20 protein-coding genes are annotated in these 23,303 nt (G+C 61.8%); 12 read left to right on the forward strand and 8 right to left on the reverse strand.

Translation table 11 applies throughout. From position 1 onward, the window contains the following. Nucleotides 1-17 precede the first annotated feature (17 nt). Nucleotides 18-3,509 carry a carbamoyl-phosphate synthase large subunit gene (gene carB, locus ACN9MO_RS07445; protein WP_057250295.1) on the forward strand — a complete coding sequence of 1,164 codons (3,492 nt, stop codon included), beginning with the start codon at nucleotides 18-20 and terminating at the stop codon, nucleotides 3,507-3,509. A gap of 219 nt (nucleotides 3,510-3,728) precedes the next feature. After that, nucleotides 3,729-4,004, forward strand: coding sequence for a DUF6894 family protein (locus tag ACN9MO_RS07450; RefSeq protein ID WP_063893379.1), 276 nt, complete (start codon nucleotides 3,729-3,731; stop codon nucleotides 4,002-4,004). A gap of 28 nt (nucleotides 4,005-4,032) precedes the next feature. On the opposite strand, the gene ACN9MO_RS07455 is transcribed toward ACN9MO_RS07450, so the two are convergent. Beyond that, nucleotides 4,033-5,523, reverse strand: coding sequence for an MFS transporter (locus ACN9MO_RS07455; protein WP_057250293.1), 1,491 nt, complete (start codon nucleotides 5,521-5,523; stop codon nucleotides 4,033-4,035). Between the two features lie 293 nt (nucleotides 5,524-5,816). Here ACN9MO_RS07455 and greA point away from each other — a divergent pair, with 293 nt between their 5' ends. Next, complete coding sequence (gene greA / locus ACN9MO_RS07460; protein WP_058324180.1) at nucleotides 5,817-6,293, forward strand: transcription elongation factor GreA; 477 nt, start codon at nucleotides 5,817-5,819, stop codon at nucleotides 6,291-6,293. Nucleotides 6,294-6,379: 86 nt separating this feature from the next. Then, entirely contained in the window at nucleotides 6,380-7,438 is a 1,059-nt protein-coding gene (locus ACN9MO_RS07465; RefSeq protein WP_057250291.1) for a glycosyltransferase family 4 protein, read from the forward strand. Nucleotides 7,439-7,479: 41 nt separating this feature from the next. On the opposite strand, the gene ACN9MO_RS07470 is transcribed toward ACN9MO_RS07465, so the two are convergent. From ACN9MO_RS07470 to ACN9MO_RS07480, 3 genes are read right to left on the reverse strand one after another with little or no spacing between them, the layout of a single operon-like run. Continuing rightward, nucleotides 7,480-8,502 (reverse strand): glycosyltransferase, encoded by a 1,023-nt coding sequence (locus tag ACN9MO_RS07470; RefSeq protein WP_057250290.1) that lies wholly within the window; start codon nucleotides 8,500-8,502, stop codon nucleotides 7,480-7,482. A 7-nt stretch (nucleotides 8,503-8,509) separates the two neighbouring features. Further along, a complete protein-coding gene (locus ACN9MO_RS07475; protein WP_057250288.1) occupies nucleotides 8,510-9,331 on the reverse strand; it encodes a glycosyltransferase family 2 protein in 822 nt (273 codons plus the stop codon). A gap of 9 nt (nucleotides 9,332-9,340) precedes the next feature. Continuing rightward, nucleotides 9,341-9,811, reverse strand: coding sequence for an Lrp/AsnC family transcriptional regulator (locus tag ACN9MO_RS07480; RefSeq protein WP_053247447.1), 471 nt, complete (start codon nucleotides 9,809-9,811; stop codon nucleotides 9,341-9,343). Nucleotides 9,812-10,467: 656 nt separating this feature from the next. Here ACN9MO_RS07480 and trxB point away from each other — a divergent pair. The 5 genes from trxB (at nucleotide 10,468) to ACN9MO_RS07505 (ending at nucleotide 15,400) form a co-directional block, all read left to right on the forward strand. Beyond that, a complete protein-coding gene (gene trxB, locus ACN9MO_RS07485; RefSeq protein WP_057250287.1) occupies nucleotides 10,468-11,442 on the forward strand; it encodes a thioredoxin-disulfide reductase in 975 nt (324 codons plus the stop codon). Nucleotides 11,443-11,559: 117 nt separating this feature from the next. Beyond that, the gene (locus ACN9MO_RS07490; RefSeq protein ID WP_034791460.1) at nucleotides 11,560-12,456 is read left to right on the forward strand and encodes a LysR family transcriptional regulator VtlR; all 897 of its coding nucleotides are present in this window, start codon (nucleotides 11,560-11,562) and stop codon (nucleotides 12,454-12,456) included. A gap of 617 nt (nucleotides 12,457-13,073) precedes the next feature. Beyond that, nucleotides 13,074-13,364, forward strand: coding sequence for an ArsR/SmtB family transcription factor (locus ACN9MO_RS07495; protein ID WP_057250285.1), 291 nt, complete (start codon nucleotides 13,074-13,076; stop codon nucleotides 13,362-13,364). Between the two features lie 45 nt (nucleotides 13,365-13,409). Continuing rightward, nucleotides 13,410-14,531, forward strand: a complete 1,122-nt coding sequence (locus ACN9MO_RS07500; RefSeq protein WP_057250282.1) for an alkene reductase — start codon at nucleotides 13,410-13,412, stop codon at nucleotides 14,529-14,531. Nucleotides 14,532-14,596: 65 nt separating this feature from the next. Continuing rightward, nucleotides 14,597-15,400 (forward strand): aminoglycoside phosphotransferase family protein, encoded by an 804-nt coding sequence (locus ACN9MO_RS07505; protein ID WP_113132339.1) that lies wholly within the window; start codon nucleotides 14,597-14,599, stop codon nucleotides 15,398-15,400. A gap of 2 nt (nucleotides 15,401-15,402) precedes the next feature. Here the strand turns inward: ACN9MO_RS07505 and ACN9MO_RS07510 are convergent, their stop codons facing one another. Continuing rightward, nucleotides 15,403-15,972 (reverse strand): helix-turn-helix domain-containing protein, encoded by a 570-nt coding sequence (locus tag ACN9MO_RS07510; protein ID WP_058328306.1) that lies wholly within the window; start codon nucleotides 15,970-15,972, stop codon nucleotides 15,403-15,405. 37 nt (nucleotides 15,973-16,009) lie between these two features. Here ACN9MO_RS07510 and ACN9MO_RS07515 point away from each other — a divergent pair, with 37 nt between their 5' ends. Both ACN9MO_RS07515 and ACN9MO_RS07520 read left to right on the forward strand, forming a co-directional pair. Beyond that, entirely contained in the window at nucleotides 16,010-16,519 is a 510-nt protein-coding gene (locus tag ACN9MO_RS07515; protein ID WP_058328215.1) for a GNAT family N-acetyltransferase, read from the forward strand. Between the two features lie 80 nt (nucleotides 16,520-16,599). After that, nucleotides 16,600-17,562: a lytic transglycosylase domain-containing protein gene (locus tag ACN9MO_RS07520; protein WP_058324173.1), complete on the forward strand. Its 963-nt coding sequence runs from the start codon at nucleotides 16,600-16,602 to the stop codon at nucleotides 17,560-17,562. Between the two features lie 55 nt (nucleotides 17,563-17,617). On the opposite strand, the gene ACN9MO_RS07525 is transcribed toward ACN9MO_RS07520, so the two are convergent. Beyond that, a complete protein-coding gene (locus ACN9MO_RS07525; RefSeq protein WP_082615815.1) occupies nucleotides 17,618-18,634 on the reverse strand; it encodes an NAD(P)H-binding protein in 1,017 nt (338 codons plus the stop codon). A 92-nt stretch (nucleotides 18,635-18,726) separates the two neighbouring features. Between ACN9MO_RS07525 and ACN9MO_RS07530 the strand changes: the two genes are divergently transcribed. After that, a complete protein-coding gene (locus ACN9MO_RS07530) occupies nucleotides 18,727-19,656 on the forward strand; it encodes a LysR family transcriptional regulator (RefSeq protein WP_093235863.1) in 930 nt (309 codons plus the stop codon). A 110-nt stretch (nucleotides 19,657-19,766) separates the two neighbouring features. Here ACN9MO_RS07530 and ACN9MO_RS07535 read toward each other — a convergent pair whose 3' ends face one another. Beyond that, nucleotides 19,767-20,162 (reverse strand): YybH family protein, encoded by a 396-nt coding sequence (locus ACN9MO_RS07535; protein WP_057250272.1) that lies wholly within the window; start codon nucleotides 20,160-20,162, stop codon nucleotides 19,767-19,769. Between the two features lie 270 nt (nucleotides 20,163-20,432). Continuing rightward, the gene (gene gyrA / locus ACN9MO_RS07540; RefSeq protein WP_057250270.1) at nucleotides 20,433-23,210 is read right to left on the reverse strand and encodes a DNA gyrase subunit A; all 2,778 of its coding nucleotides are present in this window, start codon (nucleotides 23,208-23,210) and stop codon (nucleotides 20,433-20,435) included. Between the last annotated feature and the right edge of the window lie 93 nt (nucleotides 23,211-23,303).

Consider the following 23,303-nt stretch of genomic DNA (forward strand, 5'->3'; position numbering starts at 1 on the left):
GAAACGGATGACCGACCATGCCGAAGCGCCAAGATATCAAGTCCATTCTTATCATCGGCGCGGGGCCGATCGTCATCGGTCAGGCATGCGAATTCGACTATTCCGGCACCCAGGCCTGTAAGGCGCTGAAGGAGGAAGGCTACCGCGTCATCCTCGTCAACTCCAACCCAGCGACGATCATGACCGATCCGGGCCTCGCCGATGCGACCTATGTCGAGCCGATCACCCCGGAAGTCGTCGCCAAGATCATCGCCAAGGAGCGCCCGGACGCGCTGCTCCCGACCATGGGCGGCCAGACCGCGCTCAACACCGCACTGTCGCTGCGCCGTATGGGCGTTCTCGACCGCTACAATGTCGAGATGATCGGTGCCAAGCCCGACGCGATCGACAAGGCCGAAGACCGTGCCCTCTTCCGCGAGGCGATGGCGAAGATCGGCCTGGAGACGCCGAAGTCGCGGCTGGCGAACGCCACCGACATCAAGGACCATGACCGCAAGGTGCATGAGGCCGAGCGCGCCGAACTGAAGGGCCGACTGTCCGGCCCGGACCTCGACAAGGCGCTCGACGAGCTGGAGAACCAGTGGAACCTCGGTGAAGGCGACCGCAAGCAGCGCTATCTGAACCATGCGATGGCGATCGCCGCGCAGGCGCTCGACGATGTTGGCCTGCCCGCGATCATCCGCCCGTCCTTCACGCTCGGCGGCACCGGTGGCGGTATCGCCTATAACCGCACGGAATTCTTCGACATCGTCGGCAGTGGCCTCGACGCTTCGCCCACCACCGAAGTGCTGATCGAAGAATCGGTGCTCGGCTGGAAGGAATACGAAATGGAGGTCGTCCGCGACACGGCGGACAACTGCATCATCATCTGCTCGATCGAAAACATCGATCCGATGGGCGTGCACACCGGCGATTCGATCACCGTTGCTCCGGCGCTGACGCTGACCGACAAGGAATACCAGATCATGCGCAACGCCTCGATCGCGGTTCTGCGCGAGATCGGCGTCGAGACCGGCGGCTCGAACGTGCAGTTTGCCGTCAACCCGAAGGACGGCCGTCTGGTCGTCATCGAAATGAACCCGCGCGTATCGCGCTCCTCGGCGCTCGCCTCCAAGGCGACCGGCTTCCCGATCGCAAAGATCGCGGCGAAGCTCGCCATCGGCTACACGCTGGACGAACTCGACAACGACATCACCGGCGGCGCGACGCCGGCCTCCTTCGAGCCCTCGATCGACTACGTCGTCACCAAAATCCCGCGCTTCGCCTTCGAGAAGTTCCCGGGCGCCTCGCCGGTCCTGACCACCGCGATGAAGTCGGTCGGCGAAGTCATGGCGATCGGCCGCACCTTTGCCGAATCGCTGCAGAAGGCGCTGCGTGGCCTTGAGACCGGCCTCACCGGCCTCGACGAAATCGAAATCCCCGACATGGACGACAACGGCGATGGCCGCAACGCCATCCGCGCCGCGATCGGCACGCCGACGCCGGACCGGCTGCGTATGGTTGCCCAGGCGCTCCGCCTCGGCATGAGCGAGGCAGATGTTCACGAGGCGAGCAAGATCGATCCGTGGTTCATCGCCCAGTTCAAGGCGATCGTCGACATGGAGGCACGCATCCGCGAGCACGGCCTGCCCCAGGATGCCGAGAACCTGCGCATGCTGAAGGCCATGGGCTTCTCCGATGCGCGCCTCGCTACGCTCGGCGGCAAGCGCCCGAAGGAAGTGGCCGAACTGCGCAACGCGCTGAATGTTCGCCCGGTCTACAAGCGCATCGATACCTGCGCCGCCGAATTCGCCTCGCCGACCGCTTACATGTACTCGACCTACGAAACGCCCTTCGTCGGTGCCGCCCGGTCGGAAGCTGGGGTTTCCGACCGCAAGAAGGTCGTTATCCTTGGTGGTGGTCCGAACCGTATCGGCCAGGGCATCGAGTTCGACTACTGCTGCTGCCACGCGGCATTCGCGCTGAAGGATGCCGGCTACGAAGCGATCATGATCAACTGCAACCCGGAGACGGTTTCGACCGACTACGACACCTCCGATCGCCTCTATTTCGAGCCGCTGACGGCCGAAGACGTGATCGAGATCATGCGCGCCGAACAGGAAAATGGCGAACTCGTCGGCGTCATCGTGCAGTTCGGCGGCCAGACGCCGCTGAAGCTGGCCGAAGCGCTGGAAAAGAACGGCATCCCGATCCTCGGCACGGCACCCGACATGATCGACCTTGCCGAGGACCGCGACCGCTTCCAGAAGCTGCTGATGAAGCTCGACCTCAACCAGCCGCGCAACGGCATCGCCTACTCGGTCGAGCAGGCCCGCCTGGTCGCTGCCGAGATCGGCTTCCCGCTGGTCGTGCGCCCGTCCTACGTTCTTGGCGGCCGCGCCATGCAGATCATTCATTCGGAAAGCATGCTGCAGACCTATCTGCTCGACACGGTTCCGGGCCTGGTTCCGGAAGACATCAAGCAGCGCTACCCGAACGACAAGACCGGCCAGATCAACACGCTGCTCGGCAAGAACCCGCTGCTCTTCGACAGCTACCTGACGAATGCCACGGAAGTGGACGTCGACTGCCTCTGCGACGGCAAGGACGTCTTCGTCTCGGGCATCATGGAACACATCGAGGAAGCCGGTATCCACTCGGGCGACAGCGCCTGCTCGCTGCCGGTGCATACGCTCGACACGGCCATGGTCGACGAACTCGAACGCCAGACGGCAGCGCTTGCCAAGGCGCTCAATGTCGGCGGCCTGATGAACGTGCAGTTCGCCATCAAGGACGGCACGATCTACGTGCTTGAAGTCAACCCGCGCGCATCGCGTACCGTGCCCTTCGTCGCGAAGACGATCGGCGCGCCGATCGCCAAGATCGCAGCCCGCGTGATGGCCGGCGAAACGCTCGACGTCGCGATCGCCGCCTATGGCGAGAAGCCGGATCCGCGCAACCTGAAGCACATTGCGGTGAAGGAAGCGGTCTTCCCCTTCGCCCGCTTCCCCGGCGTCGACACGCTACTCGGTCCGGAAATGCGCTCGACCGGCGAAGTCATCGGTCTCGACACCGACTATGCGCTGGCCTTCGCCAAGTCGCAACTCGGCGCAGGCGTCGACCTGCCGCGCGATGGAACGGTGTTCGTTTCGGTGCGCGACGAGGACAAGACCCGGGTTCTTCCGGCGATCCGCATTCTCGTCGATATCGGCTTCAAGGTCATGGCCACGGCCGGCACCGCGCGTTTCCTCGGTGAAAACGGCATTGCCGCCACCAAGGTCAACAAGGTCCAGGAAGGCCGGCCGCACGTCGAAGACGCGATCCGCAACCGTCACGTCCAGCTCGTCATCAACACGACCGACGGCAACAAGGCGATCTCGGACTCCAAGTCGCTTCGCCGCGCGACGCTGATGCAGAAGGTGCCCTACTACACCACCATGGCCGGCGCGGAAGCGGCAGCCCATGCGATCAAGGCGCTGAAGGCCGGCAGCCTCGAAGTGCGTCCGCTGCAGAGCTATTTCAAGGCCTGATACGACGAGCGGCGCGCGACAATCTCGCGCGCCGTTTTCGCTCCCCGCGAAACGATCGTCCGTGTGGGATGCCGTATGGCGCGACCTATGTCCGGCACCTCCGGCTGAATGCCCGATGAACGAGCGGTTCAGCCTGCATTCTTCCGCACCATGCTCTTATACGCCTGCGCACTTCGGGATCGGAGAAACCTCCGGCATGGCGCGATATGGGGCAAGATCGTGCAACTCTATTTCTTCGATCTGCATTGCGGCGACGAGCACTTCGTCGACGAGGACGGCATCATCCATTTCGATGAGGGCTCGGCCCTCTATTATGGTCAGCGCATCGCCGACAAGATCGGCCGCGACGCGGACTATGGATCGCTGAAGGTCGAAGTCTTCTCCAGCAATCGCAGGCTGCTCGCAACGATCGTGCCATCGATCGGGCGCGGCGGCGAGCAACGGGCGCTTCTTGGGCGCCGTCACGTCGGTACGCCGCTCCACGCAGCTGCCTAGAACGTCATCTGTCTGAACGCACGGCGCTCTAGTCTCCTGCGAGCGCCCCGAGCGCCGCTCCTCCTTGGGCGTGCCGTGATCGTTTGTCTGCAAGCCGCACGGTTCTGACGCCGAAATAGAGCGATGCCGTCGATATCACGGATGCGACCACAAAGACGGTGAACAATGCGCCATGCATCGTCGCCACGCTTGCCTTCTCGTCAAAGCCGCGGAGATTTGCGGTAAGCCCGCAGATTGCAGCACCGATGGCGTAGCCGGCCGATTGCAGCGTCGGCAAAAAGGCTGACGTCTTGTCGCGTTCCTTATGCGGCGACACATCCATCATCAACTGGCTGAGCGTGCCCCAGGAGATGCCAAAGCCGGCGCCAATCGCGATCTGGCTCGGAAAGACCAGGCGGAATTCGTCGATGGCGACCGCGATCGTCAGGCCGGCAAGTCCGATACTGAGAAGAGCCGGCCCGGCCTGGATCAGCTTCACGCGCAGATCATGTGAGCGCAGGCTCGCAACGAGAATTGCGGTCAGGCTCCAGGAGATCGCCATCAGCGCGCCGGAAAAGCCGGCGGCCGTCGGGCTGAAGTTCCACACGTGCTGCAGGCCGTAGATGAGGTAGATCGAGCCGGATGCCTGCGCCAGCGGCATCAGCAGCACCACCCAAAGGCCGGTGCCGAGCGGTTTTGCGAGCGTGAAAGCGCCGGCAGGCAGGATCGAATGTTCTGCGCGCCGGTCGGTCTGGACCACCGCCCAGAGGATCGTTAGCGCTGTCGCTAGCGCTGCGACCATCAAGGGGACGCTTCTGGCCGTGGTCGATACCGATATCAGCAATATGCCGGTGCCGACGATGACCAACCGTAGAAGCGGGATCGGACGTGATTTCGTGGTTGGTATCTTCTGTGCCGGCACGATGGCGAGGACGAGCACGACGAAGATTGCGGCTGCCGGAATATTGACGCCGAAGGCCGCCCGCCAGGACCAATGTTCCGTCAGGAAGCCGGAGACGAGCGGACCGCCAAAGGCAGCCATCGCCCAGACGATGGCTTCGGCTCCGAAGACCTTCGGCACCAGCCGCGGCGGGAAGAGTTCCGGGATCAGTGCGTAGCAGACCGCGGCGATGATACCTTCGCCGAATCCCTGGAACACCCGTCCGGCAAGCACCTGCGGCATGCTGCTCGCGGTCGTCGCGATCATGGTTCCGGCGACAAATACGACGGCGGCAGCAATCAGCGTGCCACGTGCGCCGAACCTCGCCTTCAGATTGGCGGCAAGCGCCCCGCCGAGAATCGCAAAGACGAGATAGAGCGTAACCGCCCATGAAAGCAGCGTGGCGCCGCTGATCTGCGCGACAGCCGTCGGTAGCGCCGTCGAAATGAAAAATTCATTGAACGCAAAGAGTGCGACCCCAAGGCAAAGTGTGACCGTTGCCGCCAGATAGTCGGGCCGGAGCAGTTCGCTCCAGCGGCCATCCGCTTGCGGCTCCGCGTTCGGGCCTGTCTTGATGTGGTGATCCTTGGCCAGATCCATGGGCCATGCTTCCTCGTGATATTTTGCAGGAGCAGTTCTGATACGACCTCAACCGCAGTTGAGGTAAAGCTGTTTCTGCAAAACTTGCCACCGGTTTCCTTCGTCTACAAGTTGCGGATGGTTTGTTGGCTTCGGTGGATGGTGGCGAAATATCTGGCTTTCGCGCTTCCGTTTCTGCTATAACGAAGGTTCGAAGTTTCGGACGGTTCCGGTGTTTACGCGCCGGAGACCGTTTTCTTTTGCGTTGGCGCCGCCCAAAGGGCGGCGCCTCGTGCTTGATGAAGGACAATGAAATGGTCGAAAAAGTGCCGATGACACAGGGTGGATTCGTCAACCTGCAGGAGGAGCTGCGCTGGCGCCAGCAGGAAGAACGACCACGAATCATCGAGGCGATTGCCGAAGCCCGTGCACATGGCGACCTGTCGGAAAATGCCGAATACCATGCCGCCAAGGAGGCGCAGAGCCACAACGAAGGCCGCGTCACCGAGCTCGAAGACTTGATCGCCCGCGCGGAAGTCATTGATCTCTCGAAGATGTCCGGCTCCAAGATCAAGTTCGGCGCCAAGGTCAAGCTGGTCGACGAAGACACCGAAGAAGAAAAGACCTATCAGATCGTCGGCGACCAGGAAGCCGACGTGAAGGCTGGCCGCATCTCGATCTCGTCGCCGATCGCGCGCGCCCTGATCGGCAAGGAAGTCGGCGATTCCATCGAAGTGAACGCCCCCGGCGGCTCCAAGGCCTACGAAATTCTCGCGGTCAACTGGGGCTGATCAGCCCCGGCAGGGGCGAAGCCTCCCTTCGCCCCATTTCTCTCTTTCCAAAAGACGAACGTTGCTCGCGCAAGGAGTGCGCTTTCGTGGCCGATATCCGGAACGTCGAGGTCATCGCTCCCAATTTCAAGCGCCGCCTCTCGGGCGTGACGTCCACCATTATCCAGTTGGTTCCGATCCAGCGCGCGCTTGGCGAAAAGGTCGCCGTGCTTGGCCCGGGGCTGCCGGACACCCTGCCCTCGATCCGATTCCGCGATCTCCTGCGCTTGTGGAGCGCACCGGATGGCCGCCCCTGCCGGGTCTGGCATGCACGCCGTAACGTCGAGATGCTGCCGGCAATCGTGCTGCGCGATCTGCTCGGTATGAAGCTGAAGATCGTCTTCACCTCGGCTTCGCAGCGGCGCCACACCGGCTGGAGCAAGTTCCTGATCTCCAGGATGGATGCGGTGATTGCGACGAGCGGCAAGACCGCCGCCTATCTCGAAGTGCCGAACACGGTCATCCTGCACGGCATCGACACGAAACGCTTCCAGCCGCCGGCGGATACAGTCGCCGCCAAGTCTGCGCTCGGGCTCGATCCGGCGCAGAAATATGTCGGCTGCTTCGGACGGGTGCGTAAGCAGAAGGGAACCGATCTCTTCGTCGATAGCATGATCGCGTTGCTCCCCTGCCGGCCGGGCTGGAGCGCCATCGTCGCGGGGCGCGCGACCGGCCCGCATGTGGCGTTCGAGAACGAGTTGAAGGAACGGGTCGCAAAGGCCGGGCTGACGGACCGCATTCGTTTCGTCGGCGAGCACACCAACATTCCCGATTGGTATCGCGCGCTTGATCTCTTCATCGCGCCGCAGCGCTGGGAAGGTTTTGGCCTGACGCCGCTCGAAGCCATGGCAACCGGTGTGCCGGTTATTGCGACCGATGTCGGTGCGTTTTCGGAACTGGTCGTCGTCGGCGAGCAGGAAACCGGTACGGTCATTGCGGCAAACGATCTGCAGGCGATGGTTGAGGCGACTGCCGGCTTCATGGATGATGATCGCCGCCGCACGATGGCAGGCGCCAACGGCCTGGGGCTCACCTGCGCCTCCTTCGCCATCGAGGGCGAGGCCCGTGCGATCAACGCCGTCTACGAACGGCTGATGCGTTCCTGATCGGCTGCCATTCGTGTGGCAGCCGCGCGAGCGAAATTAGCTCAGCGTTTTGAAGCGAAGAGCTTCAAGTAGGCGTCAGTGATCGCCTGTTTTGAGAACTGGTTCATCAAGGTCTCGTGGCCGCGTTCGGCGAGGCGTTCGCCCAGTGACGCGTCGCTCGCGATGCGGTCGATCGCCTGGGCGAAACCGTCGGCGTCGCCGATATCGACCATCAAGCCGTTCTCGCCGTCGCGCATGAACCATTGCGGCCCTTCCGAACGGCTGGAGACGACCGGCGTGCCCTGGGCCCAGGCCTCGAGGATGACATTGCCGAGCGGTTCATGGCTCGATGCCATGACGAAAATGTCCGAGGCAGCGAGGAAAGGCCGCGTATCCTTCTGCCAGCCAGCAAAGCGTACGCGCTTTGCCACCCCGAGGTCGGCCGCAAGTTTCTCGAGGTTTTCCCGCTCCTCGCCGTCGCCGATCAGCCAGAGATAGGCGTCCGGCACCTTGGCGATCGCCTGGATCAGGGTGTGGAAGCCCTTGCGCGGCACGAACCGCCCCATCGACATGACGACCGGCACATTCTCCGGCGTGTCGAGCGTGGCGCGACTGACTGGCGCGACGCGTTCCGTCCCGGTGAAGTTGGAGATCACTTCGACGTCGCGTTTCCAGCCGATCTTGCGCACATGCTCGGCAATTCCGGGCGTGTTGCAGACGAGACAATCGGTATTGCGGAAATAGTCGAGACGCAGCGGATAGTCGCCGAGGCGGGAAATCTTGATGCAGCCCTTGTAGTTCGGCATGAGGCGGCTGGCGCGCGGCATCCAGGCAAAGAGCGCGTCCGGCTTCTCGCGGCGCGCCATGCTGCTGACCTTCATCGGCAAAAGGATCCGGTCGAGCGACAGGTTGCGGAAATTGCTTTCGATGATGCGCGTTGCACCTTCGATATCCTTCCGCCAGATGCGTCCGGGCCGGATGACCGAGGTCTGCTCGACGCCGCGCTCGCCAAGCGCATTCACCAGATGAACGAAGAAGCGCTCTGCGCCGCCGTCCTTGCCGAAATGAAAGTGCATGATTTTCATGGGAACCTCACGGGCTGGTCTGGCGCCGATCCATGTCGTCATGGTTCGGACGGCGCTTCAGCGCGTGCCTCTGATAGATCTTGGCTGCGGTCAGGAAGGCGTAGACCGCCCCCGTCGTCGCTTCGATGAAACCCGGAAAGCCGCAGCGCCAAAGGCCATTGCGGAAATAGAGCCGGTAGAAATAGAGCGGTGGGCTGAACAGCATCTTGTAGGGTCGCGCGGACTTTCCGGCCGCAAACTGCTGGTCTGCCTTCAGCGTCGAATATTTGTTTTCCTTGAGGATCTGCTCGTCGATGATCAGCGGCCGGTAATGCAGCAGGCTTCCCTTGCGTGCGGCACTGACGGCACCGTCCGGAACGATCCCCTCATGGACCTTCTGATTGAGGTCGTAGCGTCCCCTGCCCTGGCGGATCAGTCTGAGGTTCCGCCTTTCGTGGACGCGCTCGGGCGTGTAGCCGTAACCGATCAGATAGGGCCTGCGGGCGACGCGCCAGCCGACCGTCTCCGCCGGTGCATCGAGCAGCGATGGCAGCAGCGCCTTCAGTGGCTCGTCCAGGCGCTCGTCGGAATCGATGTTGAGGCACCACGGCTGCGTGCACTGGTCGAGCGCAAACTGCTTCTGACCGGCATACCCTCGCCACGGCTCATGCAGGAAACGGATCGGCCAGCCCTCGTCGATATAGGACTGCACGAGTGCCGGCGTGCCGTCGGTCGAGCCGGAATCGACGATGACGATTTCCGCGCATTGCTCGAGGCTCTCGATGCAATTGCCGAGGTAGGCTTCTTCGTTCTGGCAGATGATGAAGGCGGAAAGCGGAAGCTTGTTCATGGGCGGGCCTTAGATCTGAACGAGGCCGATATCCTTGACCTGGCGAATGGTCAGCATCGTGCGCACCGTGTCTACCCGTTCGTTGGCCGTCAGCACTTCGATGACGAAATCCTGGAAAGCCGTCAGATTCTCGGCGACACAATGCAGCAAAAAGTCGCTTTCGCCGGAAACTGTCCAGGCTTGGCGGACGATCTGCCATTCGGCCGTTGCCGCGGCAAAAGCCTTCAGGTCAGCTTCCGACTGGCGCTTCAGACCCACCATACAGAAGGCGACGAGATCGAAGCCGAGTGCCGGTGCATTCAGCAGCGCGTGATAGCCCTTGATGACGCCTGTTTCCTCGAGCTTGCGCACGCGCCTGAGGCACGGCGGCGCAGAGATGCCGACCCTTTGGGCTAGATCGACATTGGTCATCCGGCCATCACGCTGGAGCTCGCGAAGGATCTTGAGATCGATTGCGTCGAGCTCGACTTGTTTCGTCATGAACGTTCGTCCTTTTTGCGTGGTGACTTTTTGCGCGAGGGCAAAGTCAAAAACTTTGTATTTGCTGATGGTTGAGCTGGCCCCGATGGCCGGCGATATTGACTGGTGCGTCCCCTATCCCGGCGCAGCCGCGATCATCTCGGTCGAGATTCTCGGCAAGGCGCGCCCCAAAAGGGCGAGGTCGTCTCGAGTCGGTGCGTGGCCGAGCGCAGCGCGATGGAACCAAGCACGGCCGGCATTCAACCCCATATGCTTCTCCAGCAAAGTGAATCCGCGTGAAATATCGCCAAACCCGCTGGACAACAAGCAGTCCCGCCGACTATTCGCGGGAAAATGGCATGGCTGACACCGGTCTTACCGCAAAAATGGGCCGCCACCGTCAGAAGCGGCATCGGCTTGGCCCGATGCGGCATTCATTCCGCTGTCGCACTGTTCCCGGCGCATGGCTCGGTAAAGACGGATCAGATGGCCGAACCTGGTGCACAAACGCGTCATCTGGTGGCAAAACTAGGCTTGGCGCTCAAGCACTTGTGTGTATCAGGGCCGACGCCCTTGAAAGTCATGGTAGGGAATACCTAAACTATGGAACTATTTCCCATTGACGCAATGGAATCGGACGAGAGCGTTCCCTCTCCCCGTGAACGAAGGACAAGACTATGACTGCCCGTCACGTGAAAGTGCTGATCATCGGCTCCGGCCCCGCCGGTTATACGGCCGCCATCTATACGGCGCGCGCCCTGCTCGAGCCGGTGCTGATCGCCGGCCTGGAACAGGGCGGCCAGTTGATGATCACCACCGACGTGGAGAATTATCCGGGCTATGCCGATCCGGTCCAGGGCCCGTGGATGATGGAGCAGATGCTGAAGCAGGCGACCCATGTCGGCGCCGAGATCGTCAACGATCTCGTGACCGACGTCGATCTGTCCGTGCGCCCGTTCCGCATCAAGACCGATAGCGGCACCGACTGGACGGCGGACGCCCTGATCATCGCCACCGGCGCCAAGGCGAAGTGGCTCGGGATCGAGACCGAGCCGACCTTCATGGGCTTCGGCGTCTCGGCCTGCGCCACCTGCGACGGTTTCTTCTATCGCAACAAGGATGTCATCGTCGTCGGCGGCGGCAACTCGGCCGTCGAAGAAGCGCTTTACCTGTCGAACCTTGCCAAGACCGTCACCGTTGTGCACCGCCGCGATTCCTTCCGCGCCGAGAAAATCCTGCAGGAGCGCCTGTTCGCCAAGCCGAATGTCAAGGTGATCTGGGACCACGAGGTCGTCGAATATCTGGGCGCACCGGCCAAGCCGCCGATGCCCGCCTCGGTCGACGGCGTGAAGCTGCGCAACACCAAGACCGGCGAAACCTCCGACATGGTCACCGACGGGGTGTTCGTCGCGATTGGTCACGCCCCGGCGGTCGAACTTTTCAAAGGCAAGCTTCGGCAAAAGTCCAACGGTTATCTGTGGACTGCGGCCGATTCGACGGCGACCGATGTGCCCGGCGTTTTTGCCGCAGGCGACGTGACGGACGACATCTATCGTCAGGCGGTGACGGCGGCCGGCATGGGCTGCATGGCAGCGCTCGAGACCGAGAAATACCTGGCGGGTCATATGCCCGTCGCAATTGCAGCCGAATAGAAGCTGCGAATCGGGGTGGTGCCGCTGAGGCACCTAGCCCCGTGTGGGAACAGACGCATCAGCCACATCCGGAAGACAGGACCCCGTCTTCCGGAGTGGTTTCTTATGGGGGACTTCATGTCGCTGGACTGGGACAAACTGCGCATTTTTCACGCGGCGGCCGAGGCTGGGTCGTTCACGCATGCGGCAGACAAGCTCCATCTTTCGCAATCGGCGATCAGCCGGCAGGTGAGCTCACTTGAGCAGGACGTCGGCATCAAGCTGTTCCACCGCCATGCGCGCGGCCTGATCCTCACCGAACAGGGCGAGATCCTCTACCGGACGGCGCACGAAGTGCTGATGAAGCTCGAAAGCGTCAAGGTCCAGCTGAGCGAAACCACGGACAAGCCAAGCGGCAAGCTGCGCATCACCACGACCGTCGGCCTCGGCCAGGGCTGGCTCACCGACAAGATCCAGGAGTTCATGTCGCTGCACCCGGACGTGCAAGTCCAGCTCATCCTCGACAATGAAGAGCTCGACGTGAACATGCGCCATGCGGACTGCGCCATCCGCCTGCGCCAGCCGCAGCAGTCGGACCTCATTCAGCGCAAGCTGTTCACGGTGCACATGCACGTCTATGCAGCACCCTCCTATATCAACAAATACGGCGAGCCGCAGTCGGTCGAGGATCTCGACAATCACCGCATCATCACCTTCGGTGAGCCGGCGCCGAACTATCTGCTCGACGTCAACTGGCTCGAAATCGCCGGCCGCGATTCCGACAATCCGCGCGTGTCGCACCTGCAGATCAACAGCCAGACCTCGATCAAGCGGGCCTGCCTCCTGGGCATCGGCGTTGCGATGCTGCCTGACTATATCGTTGGCCGCGATCCGGGCCTCATACAGCTTCCGATCAGCGCCGACATCCCCTCGTTCGATACCTATTTCTGCTATCCGGACGAGATGAAGAATGCCGCCAAGCTCAAGGTCTTCCGCGATTACATCGTCGCCAAGGCCCGGAACTGGAACTTCTGACATTCAATCGGCAAATGCTCTTTTTGTGAGCATTTCTTGGCTGTTCCCGTAACTATATGTTTTTAATTTGATATTTTGAATGCGCCCTCTATTTTATGCGGCGCATTTTCTTTGTGCGATGCAGAAATGGGCAGGGATGCGCACATGACATGGCTGTCATGCATATTAAATGATTGCTGCCCGCCCAAAAAAGCAGCATACCAAACTCAGCTGATGCATCTTTGGTGGCTTCTCCTCCCAGTGCCACCGCAGCAGCTGTTCCCCTCTGGAGGTTTAATTACCTTCACAACTTATAAGGGCCCAAGTCATCTTGTGGCCCTCTTTTTTTGTCTACTGTTTGAAGACGAGCGAGCCGTGACGAAAATCACAGTCGGCTATTGAAAGCCGATACTTCGCTTCCCATATCAAAATGCAGCTGATGCATTCTTGGTGGCTCCTCCTCCCCCGCCACCGCATTAGCTGTTCCCCTCTGGAGGTTCTTATTACCTTCACAACTACAAGGGCCCAAGTTTTCTTGAGGCCCTCTTTTTTTGCCGTCATGGTGTTCACGGTCTTGTGATTTGAATATCGAGTTTTGGCGATACATCTATCGATAAAACACGATATGGCGATATACAATGGATCGAGACGAGATATTGAAGGCGCTTGCCCATCCAGTGCGGGTGAACATCCTCGCCTGGCTGAAGGAGCCTCAGCTCCATTTCCCAACACAGGAACATCCGCTCGATCTCGGCGTATGCGCCGGTCAGTTCGAACGCTGCGGCCTGTCGCAGTCGACCGTTTCCTCGCATCTCGCAGTGCTTCAGCGCGCCGGCCTCGTGACAACGCGCCGGGTTGGCCAGTGGATCTTCTACCGCCGCGATGAAGAGGCGATTGCCGCCTTCCTCAAAAGCATCGGCGATCTCTAAAAGCAAACAGCTCCTCCCAAGCAGACCTCCATGAAAGGACCTCCCATGGCCTCGCTTTTCGACCCCATCACCATTGGCGACATCGCGCTGAAGAACCGCATCGTCATGGCGCCGTTGACACGCAATCGTTCTCCCGGCGCCGTTCCGAACACACTGAACGTCACCTATTACGAGCAGCGCGCGACGGCCGGCTTGCTGATCACCGAGGGAACGGCGATCACCCAGCAGGGCCAGGGCTATGCCGACGTGCCCGGTCTCTATACGCCGGAGGCACTGGAAGGCTGGCGCAAGGTGACGGATGCGGTGCATGCGAAGGGTGGCCGGATCGTCGTCCAGATGTGGCATGTCGGCCGTATCTCGCACAATTCGCTGCAGCCGGATGGTTTGAAGCCGGTTGCGCCCTCTGCAATCCGTGCCAAGTCCAAGACCTATCTGATCAATTCTGACGGTACCGGTTCCTTTGCCGAAACCTCCGAACCGCACGCGCTTGATGTCGCCGAGATCGGAGGTATCGTCGAGGACTACCGCATGGCTGCGCGCGCTGCGATCGACGCCGGCTTCGATGGCATCGAGATCCATGCGGCCAACGGCTATCTCATCGACCAGTTCCTGCGTTCCGGTTCGAACCACCGCACGGATGCCTACGGCGGTTCGATCGACAACCGAGCCCGCTTCCTGTTTGAGGTCATGGATGCCGTGACGAAGGAAATTGGCGCCGGACGTGTCGGCATCCGCCTTTCGCCCGTGACGCCGGCCAACGACGTTTTCGATCCGGAGCCGCAAACGCTCTTCGGCTATGTGGTCAAGAATCTCGCTCGCTATCCCCTCGCCTACATCCACATCATCGAAGGCGCGACGGGCGGCCCACGTGACCACCAGCAGGGCGACCGGCCTTTCGATTATGACGCTCTGCGTTCCGCCTATGTCGCGGCTGGCGGCAAGGCTGCCTGGATGACCAACAACGGCTATGACAGAGCGCTGGCGGTGAAGACGATCAAGGACGGCGAAGCCGATCTCGTCGCTTTCGGCAAATCGTTCATCGCCAATCCGGATCTCGTCGAGCGGCTGAAGCTCGACGCGCCGCTCAACCCGCCGGATCAGACGACCTTCTATGGTGGTGGCGCCAGGGGCTACACCGACTATCCGGCCCTTGAACAGGTTGCCTGACGCTCCCACATGGCCGATGCCCCGTCACCCGACGGGGCATTTGTCCATTGGGAAATTAACTCCTTATGTTTTCTAGATATTTTGAAAAATGGTCATTGCAGCCTGACGGCGAAATTATCGTCACGCCTTCCAGCCATCTTCAACCCGTCCGCTACCGCAACCAGTCGGCGATGCTGAAAGTCGCGCAGGATCCCGAGGAAAAGTTCGGTCGCCTGCCGATGCTCTACTGGAACGGGCACGGTGCGGCAAAAGTCTATGAGTCCGATGGCGATGCCGTCCTGATGGAGCGCACGGACAGCCAGCGCAACCTCTTTCACATGGCGATGACGGGAAGCGATGAAGACGTGACGCGCATCATCTGCCGCACCGTTGCCGAGCTTCATGCTCCGCGTTCGACACCCGTTCCCCAGGATCTCGTGCCGCTCGACAAATGGTTCGCTTCACTTGAGGCGGCCGCTCCTGCTCAAGGCGGCCTTTTTGCGCGTGCGCTCGAGGCGGCGAAAGGCCTGTTTGCCGATCCGGAACCACCTGTCGTGCTGCATGGCGACGTGCATCACGCCAACATCCTCGATTTCGGCGACCGCGGCTGGCTGGCAATCGACCCGAAGCGCGTCCTTGGCGATCGCGGCTACGACTATGCCAACCTGTTCTGCAATCCGGAGCTGCCCCTGGTCACCGCGCCGGGCCGGCTGCAGCGGCACCTGCCCATCGTCGCCGAGGAGACCGGCCTTCACCCGCGCCGCATCCTGAATTGGGTGTTGGCCTATGCCGGGCTTTCCGCCGCCTGGTTCCTGGAGGATGGTGACGACTTCGGCGTGGAGAGCGACCTGGCGATGGCGCAGATCGCAATCGCCGAGCTCGACCGTTAAGTTCAGCCGGTCCTCAACAGGACGACGGCGTAGATACAGGTCTCGCCGCTGGCGTTGCGGAAAACGCAATCCTGCGGCGGGCCAAGCTCCAGGCAATCCCCCTCGCCGAGAACATGGGTATCGAGGCCTTCCACAAAGGTCAGGCTGCCCTGCTTCACCCATATCCATCGACGATGAAGCGCATAGGCGGATGCCGGGATCGACACGTCGGCGCCTGCCGGAAGCTCGATCTCGACCAGTTCGAGCGGCAGCTCCGACATCGGTGACACGTGGCGCCGGAGATATCCTGTTTGTGGATCGCGCCAGACCGATTGGTCCCGGCGTCGCGACAGCCTGCCCTGGCTCATTTCTGCGCGCGCGATCAGGCTGGACATGGTGAGCCCGAACGCGCCCGCAAGCTTGGCGAGCAATGTTGCCGTCGGGCTGCTGTCGCCCCGCTCGACCTTGTGGATCATTGCGCGCGAGACACCCGAGCGCTCCGAAAGCTCGCTCAGCGACCAGCCGCGCGCTTCTCTTTCGAGCCGAATTCGTTCACTGAGCCGTTGATCCAGGCTGTCTACTTTAGTATCCATATCGTAGTCATATAGTGAACGAATGTGAGGAGCAAGCATGCTGATCCGAGCGGCCATCCAAGACGATCTGCCAGTCATCTGCGAGATCTACAACGACGCCGTGGCAAACACGACGGCGATCTGGAACGAGACCTTGGTCGACGTCGCCAATCGGACGGCCTGGCTGAAGGCGCGCGTGGACGCGGGCTATCCGGTGCTGGTGGCCGTCTCCGATGAAGGCGACGTCGTCGGTTATGCGTCCTTTGGCGATTGGCGCGCCTTCGACGGTTATCGCCACACGGTCGAGCACTCCGTCTATGTTCACAAGGATCGGCGCGGCGGTGGCATTGGCCGCAAGCTTATGGTCGCGCTGATCGCCGAGGCTGAGCGGCTGGGCAAACACGTGATGATCGCGGGCATCGAATCGGAGAACACGGCCTCGATCCGCCTTCATGCCCAACTGGGCTTTGTCGACACCGGCCGCATGCGCGAAGTCGGCACGAAATTCGGCCGCTGGCTCGATCTGACATTCATGCAATTGGTGCTCCCGACAGGTTCGCCGCGCTAGACCGTCTCGACAATGACCGTTTGTCGAGGCGGTCTTAGATGCTATGAACGCGCAAGGACTGTTTCTGGAAACACTTAAACGTGGGTCTTCGGCGGAAGGTGAGAGCGGGCGCTTGGGCACGGGTCGCGAGAGCGGCGCTGGCGCTGCTTGTCAGCCTTCCGGCATACAGAGCGGTCCCCGCGGCCGCTCGTATCGATGAGCTCCTCCCCCAACCGAAATGCGTCTATTCAGGGCAGTCTGTCATCGATCCCGCGAAGGCGCTCTGCATCAGCAAGGAGAACTTCGCCCGCGATGTTTGCGGCGTGATCGACCATTACGCGACGGTGAACGACCTGCCCGCGGCCTTCTTCGCCCGCCTGATCTGGCGTGAAAGCCTGTTCCGGCCGAATGCGGTCAGCCCCAAGGGGGCCGAAGGGATCGCGCAGTTCATGCCTGGAACGGCGAAGATGCGGGGGCTCAACAACAGCTTCGATGTCGTCGAGGCGCTGGGCAAGTCCGCGGAATATCTGAACGAGCTCAAGTCGCGCTATGGCAATCTCGGCTTTGCCGCCGCCGCCTACAATGCCGGAGAAAACGGGCTGGAGCGTTTTCTCGAGGTCGATTGGCTGCCGACTGAGACGCGCAACTACGTCCTGGCGATCACCGCCTACAGCGTCGAGGACTGGCGCGACAATCCACCGAAGACGCTCGACCTGACGCTCGACAAGGGCAAGACCTTTCTCGATGGTTGCGTGGCGCTCGCCAGCACCCGCAACCTTCGCGATATCGAGGTGATCGACGAAGCCGAATGGGCGCCCTGGGGCGTGCAACTCGCCGCGCACTTCCAGAAGTCGGTGGCGCAGCGATTGTTTGTGCGTGCTGCCAAGCGCCTGCCGGAACCGATCCGCAGCGAGAAGGCCCTCCTGCTCAGGGAGCGCAATGCCAGCTTTGGCCTCAGGATCCGCTACGCCGCACGCATCGGCCGCGAGACCCAGGCGGAAGCAAACAAGCTCTGCGCCACCATTCGCAAGAGCGGTGGCGCCTGCCTTGTCTTCAGGAACTGACGGTTCGACGCGCCATCCGTGCCGCTAGCCGTAGCGGCTTCGCCGGGCAATTCCACTACGCGAGAACGCGGTCACCGGTGACCGTGCTGCCCTCTGCCTCTATCGGCATGCAACCAAGTCCCCTGAGCGTCGTCGCGACCGCCTCGTCGATCGGTGTATGCGGCTCTTCGCCGAGAACCGCCAGGAGTCGCTCGTTCGGCATTCTCAGAGGTTCGCGCCAAACGTAGCGCATCTTGCGCAGTTCCCTGAACAGCGGGACGAAAGGCGAGACAAGGCCGATCAGCCACCAGGGAAAAGCCCTGACGGGTAGCTCCGGCTTGCCGACGACGCGGCGGATCGCCGCCACCATCTCCGTTCCGTTCCGGTCGAGGAAGCCGCGCATATGATAGACGGCAAAGCGCGGCAGGCTTTCGGCACGCTCCACGAGGCGGAGCATGGTTTCCGCGACATCGGGCAGATAGGCCCACTGGTGGGAGGTGCCTTCACGGCCGGGATAGGAAATCGCCGTCACCGGTTTTCCGGGCTTTACCAGCCCTTGCGAAAACCAGTTGTTGGCGGCTCCCGGGCCGAAGAAGTCTCCTGCCCGAACGATGATGACGCCGATGCCTGCCTCGGACGCGCCCTTCAGGCGACGCTCCATCTCCTTGCGGATCAGGCCCTTGTCGGTGTCAGGGTTCTGCGGGGCGTCCTCGGTCAGAATGGGAAAGGCATCCCGGCCGAAATTATAGATCGTTCCCGGCAGGAGGATGCGCGCGCCTGAGGCTTTCGCAGCCGCGATGGTGTTGTCGAGCATCGGCAGCACCAGGGTTCCCCAGTTGCGGTAGCCGGGCGGATTGACGGCATGCACGATCAGATCGACCCCTTCCGCCGCAGCGCGAACGTCGCGTGCGTCCATGGCATCGCCTTGCCGCCAGTCGAACGCCGGCTCCGCCTGAGCTGCCTTCTCGGCGTTTCGGTTCAAGGCGCGCACCTGCCAGGCGCGCCTGCTGAGCCCGCGTGCCACGGCGCTGCCAATACCGCCCGTCGCGCCGAGCACCAGCGCGCTCTTTGTTCTTTCCTGCATCTCGGCCATGTCTCGCTCCATCCGTTTCGATGAAGACAGGATCACGCAAAGCAGAGCTAAACGGAATTGCCAAAAAATCTTGATCAGATATACTGAAATATATGAGCAGAATAGATTTGAGCTGGGATTTCTACAGAACGTTTCTCGCTGTGCTGCGGGAGGGGTCGCTATCGGCGGCCGCCCGCGAGCTTGGCTTGACGCAGCCGACCGTCGGCCGGCACGTGGACGCCATGGAAGCGGCACTTGGCTATCCGCTCTTCGTGCGCTCCCCGCATGGCCTGCTGCCGACCGATGCCGCGCTGGCGCTCCGGCCCTATGCCGAGACGCTCTCCGCGACATCTGCGGCACTCTTGCGTGCCGCGTCCAGCCAGCGTGATGCCGTCAGCGGTACTGTGCGCATCAGCGCCAGCGAGGTCATCGGCATCGAGGTCCTGCCGCCGATCCTGGCGAAGCTGCACGAGGCCTATCCGGAGCTGATGATCGAACTCTCCGCCTCCGATGCGGTCGAAGACCTGTTGCGCCAGGAGGCCGATATCGCGGTGCGTATGGTCGCGCCCGCGCAGGATGCATTGATCGCCCGCCATCTCGGCGTCGTCCCCATCAGTTTTCACGCCCACCGCCGCTACATCGCGCGGCGCGGCATGCCTCGGGCACTGACCGACCTCGCGGATCACAGCCTGATCGGCTACGACCGGGAAACCGCGGCGATCCGGGCGATCATCGCACGTTCGCCAGAACTGCCGACGGCACGGTTTGCGCTCAAGGCCGACAGCAACCTTGCCCAGTTCGCAGCGATCCGCGCCGGCTTCGGCATCGGCATCTGCCAGAACGGACTGGCGGCGCGCGACCCCGACCTTCTGCCGGTGCTGCCTGGCCTCTTCGAGATGAAGCTCGACACCTGGCTGGTGATGCACGAGAACCTGAAGACGGCGCCGCGCTGCCGCGTCACTTTCGATGCGCTCGCCAAGGGGCTGCGCGACTACATTCGCGGTGTCGCACCCGCGGCCCAGGACGGGGATGCTTCCACTTAGAGCAACTCCAGGAAAAGTGCGAAACGGTTTTCCGTCCGGAATTGCGTAATTTCAAAGACTTAGGTCATTTCAGTGTTTCAATGAAACACTGAAATGATCTAGCGCGGCGACTACCCATCAAGCAGCGTTGTGCCGTAGGAATTGTCGATGACGCAAAGCCATTTGCCGGCATCCGTCTTGCGGAAGACATAGGTCGCCCGCCTCACGATGGAGACATCGGCGCCCTCCGCGTCCACCGTATCGAGCACCGTTTCCATGATGACGAGCGCGGTGTCGCCACCTTCGATCACTTTCATCTCGCCCTGGGGGACTTTCATCTGGTTCTTGAAATGGGCGGCGATCGCCACGAACGCTTTTTGGATCTGGGACTTTCCGGTCGCGTTGAGACCGGGTTTGACGACCAGTGTCGCGTCGTCGGCGTAGAAATCCATCAAGCTCTCAAAATCTTCCCCCGTGATTGCACGGTCGGCAGCTTGGATAACCTGTTTCAGTTCGTGATCTGACATGTCCGTCTCTTGGGTTTGCGCAAGACGGATAAACAAAACCCGCCTTGCGGCGGGTTGCTGCTTTTGGAAAAGGAGCGCGCGTCAACCCACCATTCGAAGAATGGTGCGAATAATCGAAGCGTTGACGACATTTTCCATGGTTCGCGTGTAACGCGCTTCGATCTCGTGGGCAAGTTGCGTCGCTCGCAAAGGGACGCGTGCGCCACCAATAGAAAAGCCCGCCACGATGGCGGGCTTTCAAAATCCTTGGCGCTTCTATCGCGTGGGCAGTTAACCCTCGGATTCAGCTGGCGTTTCCGGCGCTCCGTTCTCGACAGCCGCCTCCTCGCCTTCCTCGTCGCCGTCAGGCTCGCTGATGCGCTCGACCGAAACGACCTTCTCGTCCTTGGCGGTCGAGAAGATGGTGACGCCCTTGGTCGCGCGGCTCGCGAGCCGGACGCCATTGATCGGCACGCGGATCAATTGGCCACCATCGGAGACGAGCATGATCTGGTCGTTGTCTTCGATCGGGAAGGCTGCAACGAGTACGCCGATTTCCGTCGTCTTCGAGGTATCGGTGGCGCGGATGCCCTTGCCGCCGCGGCCCGAGGTGCGGAAATCGTAGGACGACGAGCGCTTGCCGAAGCCCTTCTCCGAGACCGTCAGCACGAACTGTTCGCGTGCCTTTAGTTCTTCGAAGCGTTCGTTGCTGAGTTCGCCACCGTCGGTGACTTCCTCGCCGACCAGAGCGATTTCTTCCTCTTCGCCGTTCGTCGTGCGCCGCTCGGCGGCTGCACGCTTCAGATAGGCTGCCCGTTCCCACGGCTCAGCATCGACATGGCCAAGGATCGCCATCGAGATGATGCGGTCGCCGTCGCCGAGGTTGATGCCGCGAACGCCGATCGAGTTGCGGCCGGCAAAGACGCGCACGTCGTCGACCGGGAAGCGGATGCACTGGCCGAGCGCCGTCGTCAGCATGACGTCGTCATGCTCCGTGCAGGTGTCGACGGAGAGGATCTCGTCGCCCTCCTCCTCGAGCTTCATCGCGATCTTGCCGTTGCGGTTGACCTGGACGAAGTCCGACAGTTTGTTGCGGCGAACCGTGCCGCGGGTCGTCGAGAACATGACGTCGAGGTTTTCCCAGGTCGCCTCGTCCTCGGGCAGCGGCATGATGGTGGTGATGCGCTCGCCGGGCTCCAGCGGCAGCATGTTGATCAGCGCCTTGCCGCGCGATTGCGGGGTGCCGATCGGCAGGCGCCAGACCTTCTCCTTGTAGACGATGCCACGCGAGGAGAAAAACAGAACAGGCGTATGGGTATTGGCGACGAATAGCCGGGTAACGAAATCCTCGTCCCTGGTCGCCATGCCCGAGCGGCCCTTGCCGCCGCGGCGCTGCGCCCGGTAGGTCGTCAGCGGCACGCGCTTGATGTAGCCGAGATGCGAGACGGTCACGACCATGTCTTCACGGGCGATGAGGTCCTCATCGTCCATGTCAGGGCCGCCTTCCATGATCTCGCTTCGGCGCGGGGTGCCGAATTCGTCACGGATAGCGATGAGCTCGTCCTTGACGATGGTCATGATGCGCAGGCGCGAGGACAGGATGTCGAGGTAATCCTTGATTTCCTCGCCGATCTTGTTGAGTTCGTCGCCGATTTCGTCGCGGCCGAGCGCAGTCAGGCGCTGGAGGCGCAGGTCGAGGATGGCGCGGGCCTGCTCTTCCGACAGGTTGTAGGTGTTGTCTTCATTGATCCGGTGGCGCGGATCGTCGATCAGCCGGATGAGGCTGTCGACGTCATGGGCGGGCCAGCGGCGTTCCATCAACTGTTCGCGTGCGGTCTGCGGATCGGGCGCATGCCGGATCAGCTTGATCACTTCGTCGATGTTGGCAACGGCAATTGCGAGACCGACAAGGACGTGGGCGCGGTCACGCGCCTTGCGCAGCAGGTACTTCGTTCTCCGGCTAACGACTTCCTCGCGGAAGGAGACGAAAGCACGCAGCATATCGAGCAGCGTCATCTGTTCCGGCTTGCCGCCGTTCAGCGCCACCATGTTGCAGCCGAACGAGGTCTGCAATGGCGTGTAGCGGTAGAGCTGGTTCAGGATGACGTCGGCATTGGCGTCGCGCTTCAGTTCGATGACGACGCGATAGCCTTGACGGTCCGATTCGTCGCGCAGATCCGAGATGCCCTCGATGCGCTTCTCGCGCACGAGTTCGGCCATCTTCTCGATCATCGTTGCCTTGTTCACCTGGAAGGGGATCTCGGTGATGATGATCTGCTCGCGGTCGCCGCGCATCGGCTCGACATGCGCACGGCCACGCATGATGACCGAACCGCGGCCGGTCTCGTAGGCCGAACGGATGCCGGAGCGGCCGAGGATCAATGCGCCGGTCGGGAAGTCCGGGCCCGGGATGATCTCCATCAATTCCGGCAGTTCGATCGCCGGATTGTCGATCAGCGCCATGCAGCCGTCGATGACTTCGACCAGGTTATGCGGCGGGATGTTCGTCGCCATGCCGACGGCGATACCGCCGGCGCCATTGACGAGCAGGTTGGGGAACTTCGCCGGAACGACGGACGGCTCGCTCAGCGTGCCATCATAGTTGTCGCGGAAATCGACGGTTTCCTTGTCGAGATCATCGAGCAGCGTATGGGCCGCCTTCTGCAGGCGGCATTCGGTGTAGCGCTCGGCTGCCGGCGGGTCGCCGTCGACCGAACCGAAGTTGCCCTGGCCGTCGATCAGCGGCAGGCGGAGAGACCAGTCCTGCGCCATACGCGCCAGCGCATCGTAGATCGCTGCGTTGCCGTGCGGGTGATACTTACCCATCACGTCCCCGGTGACGCGGGCGCATTTGACGTATTTCTTGTTCCAGTCGATGCCGAGCTCGCTCATCCCGTAGAGGATGCGGCGGTGCACGGGTTTCAGACCGTCACGCACGTCGGGAAGCGCGCGGCTGACGATGACGCTCATCGCGTAATCGAGATAGGACCGCTGCATTTCCTCGATGATGGAAATCGGCTCGATGCCTGGCGGAGTTTTTCCGCCGCCGGGAGTGCTTTGCTCAGTCAATGGTGATCACGATCTTTGTTCAGAATCAGTCGGATATTTATAGCGGATTGCCACGGGAAGCGCCAATTTGCGGCCCTTCGCGCCGTTCACCCG

Source organism: Ensifer sp. R-19 (assembly GCF_049905105.1).
Taxonomy (GTDB): domain Bacteria; phylum Pseudomonadota; class Alphaproteobacteria; order Rhizobiales; family Rhizobiaceae; genus Ensifer.

Coding starts and splice junctions, on each gene's coding strand:
- ACN9MO_RS07525 (WP_082615815.1), bottom strand. CDS start 18,634: ATGGCCGAGATGCAGGAAAGAACAAAGAGCGCGCTGGTGCTCGGCGCG.
- ACN9MO_RS07500 (WP_057250282.1), top strand. CDS start 13,410: ATGGCCTCGCTTTTCGACCCCATCACCATTGGCGACATCGCGCTGAAG.
- ACN9MO_RS07470 (WP_057250290.1), bottom strand. CDS start 8,502: ATGAAAATCATGCACTTTCATTTCGGCAAGGACGGCGGCGCAGAGCGC.
- ACN9MO_RS07510 (WP_058328306.1), bottom strand. CDS start 15,972: ATGGATACTAAAGTAGACAGCCTGGATCAACGGCTCAGTGAACGAATT.
- ACN9MO_RS07455 (WP_057250293.1), bottom strand. CDS start 5,523: ATGGATCTGGCCAAGGATCACCACATCAAGACAGGCCCGAACGCGGAG.
- ACN9MO_RS07490 (WP_034791460.1), top strand. CDS start 11,560: ATGTCGCTGGACTGGGACAAACTGCGCATTTTTCACGCGGCGGCCGAG.
- ACN9MO_RS07535 (WP_057250272.1), bottom strand. CDS start 20,162: ATGTCAGATCACGAACTGAAACAGGTTATCCAAGCTGCCGACCGTGCA.
- ACN9MO_RS07515 (WP_058328215.1), top strand. CDS start 16,010: ATGCTGATCCGAGCGGCCATCCAAGACGATCTGCCAGTCATCTGCGAG.
- ACN9MO_RS07475 (WP_057250288.1), bottom strand. CDS start 9,331: ATGAACAAGCTTCCGCTTTCCGCCTTCATCATCTGCCAGAACGAAGAA.
- ACN9MO_RS07505 (WP_113132339.1), top strand. CDS start 14,597: ATGTTTTCTAGATATTTTGAAAAATGGTCATTGCAGCCTGACGGCGAA.
- carB (WP_057250295.1), top strand. CDS start 18: ATGCCGAAGCGCCAAGATATCAAGTCCATTCTTATCATCGGCGCGGGG.
- ACN9MO_RS07480 (WP_053247447.1), bottom strand. CDS start 9,811: ATGACGAAACAAGTCGAGCTCGACGCAATCGATCTCAAGATCCTTCGC.
- trxB (WP_057250287.1), top strand. CDS start 10,468: ATGACTGCCCGTCACGTGAAAGTGCTGATCATCGGCTCCGGCCCCGCC.
- greA (WP_058324180.1), top strand. CDS start 5,817: ATGGTCGAAAAAGTGCCGATGACACAGGGTGGATTCGTCAACCTGCAG.
- ACN9MO_RS07530 (WP_093235863.1), top strand. CDS start 18,727: ATGAGCAGAATAGATTTGAGCTGGGATTTCTACAGAACGTTTCTCGCT.
- ACN9MO_RS07495 (WP_057250285.1), top strand. CDS start 13,074: ATGGATCGAGACGAGATATTGAAGGCGCTTGCCCATCCAGTGCGGGTG.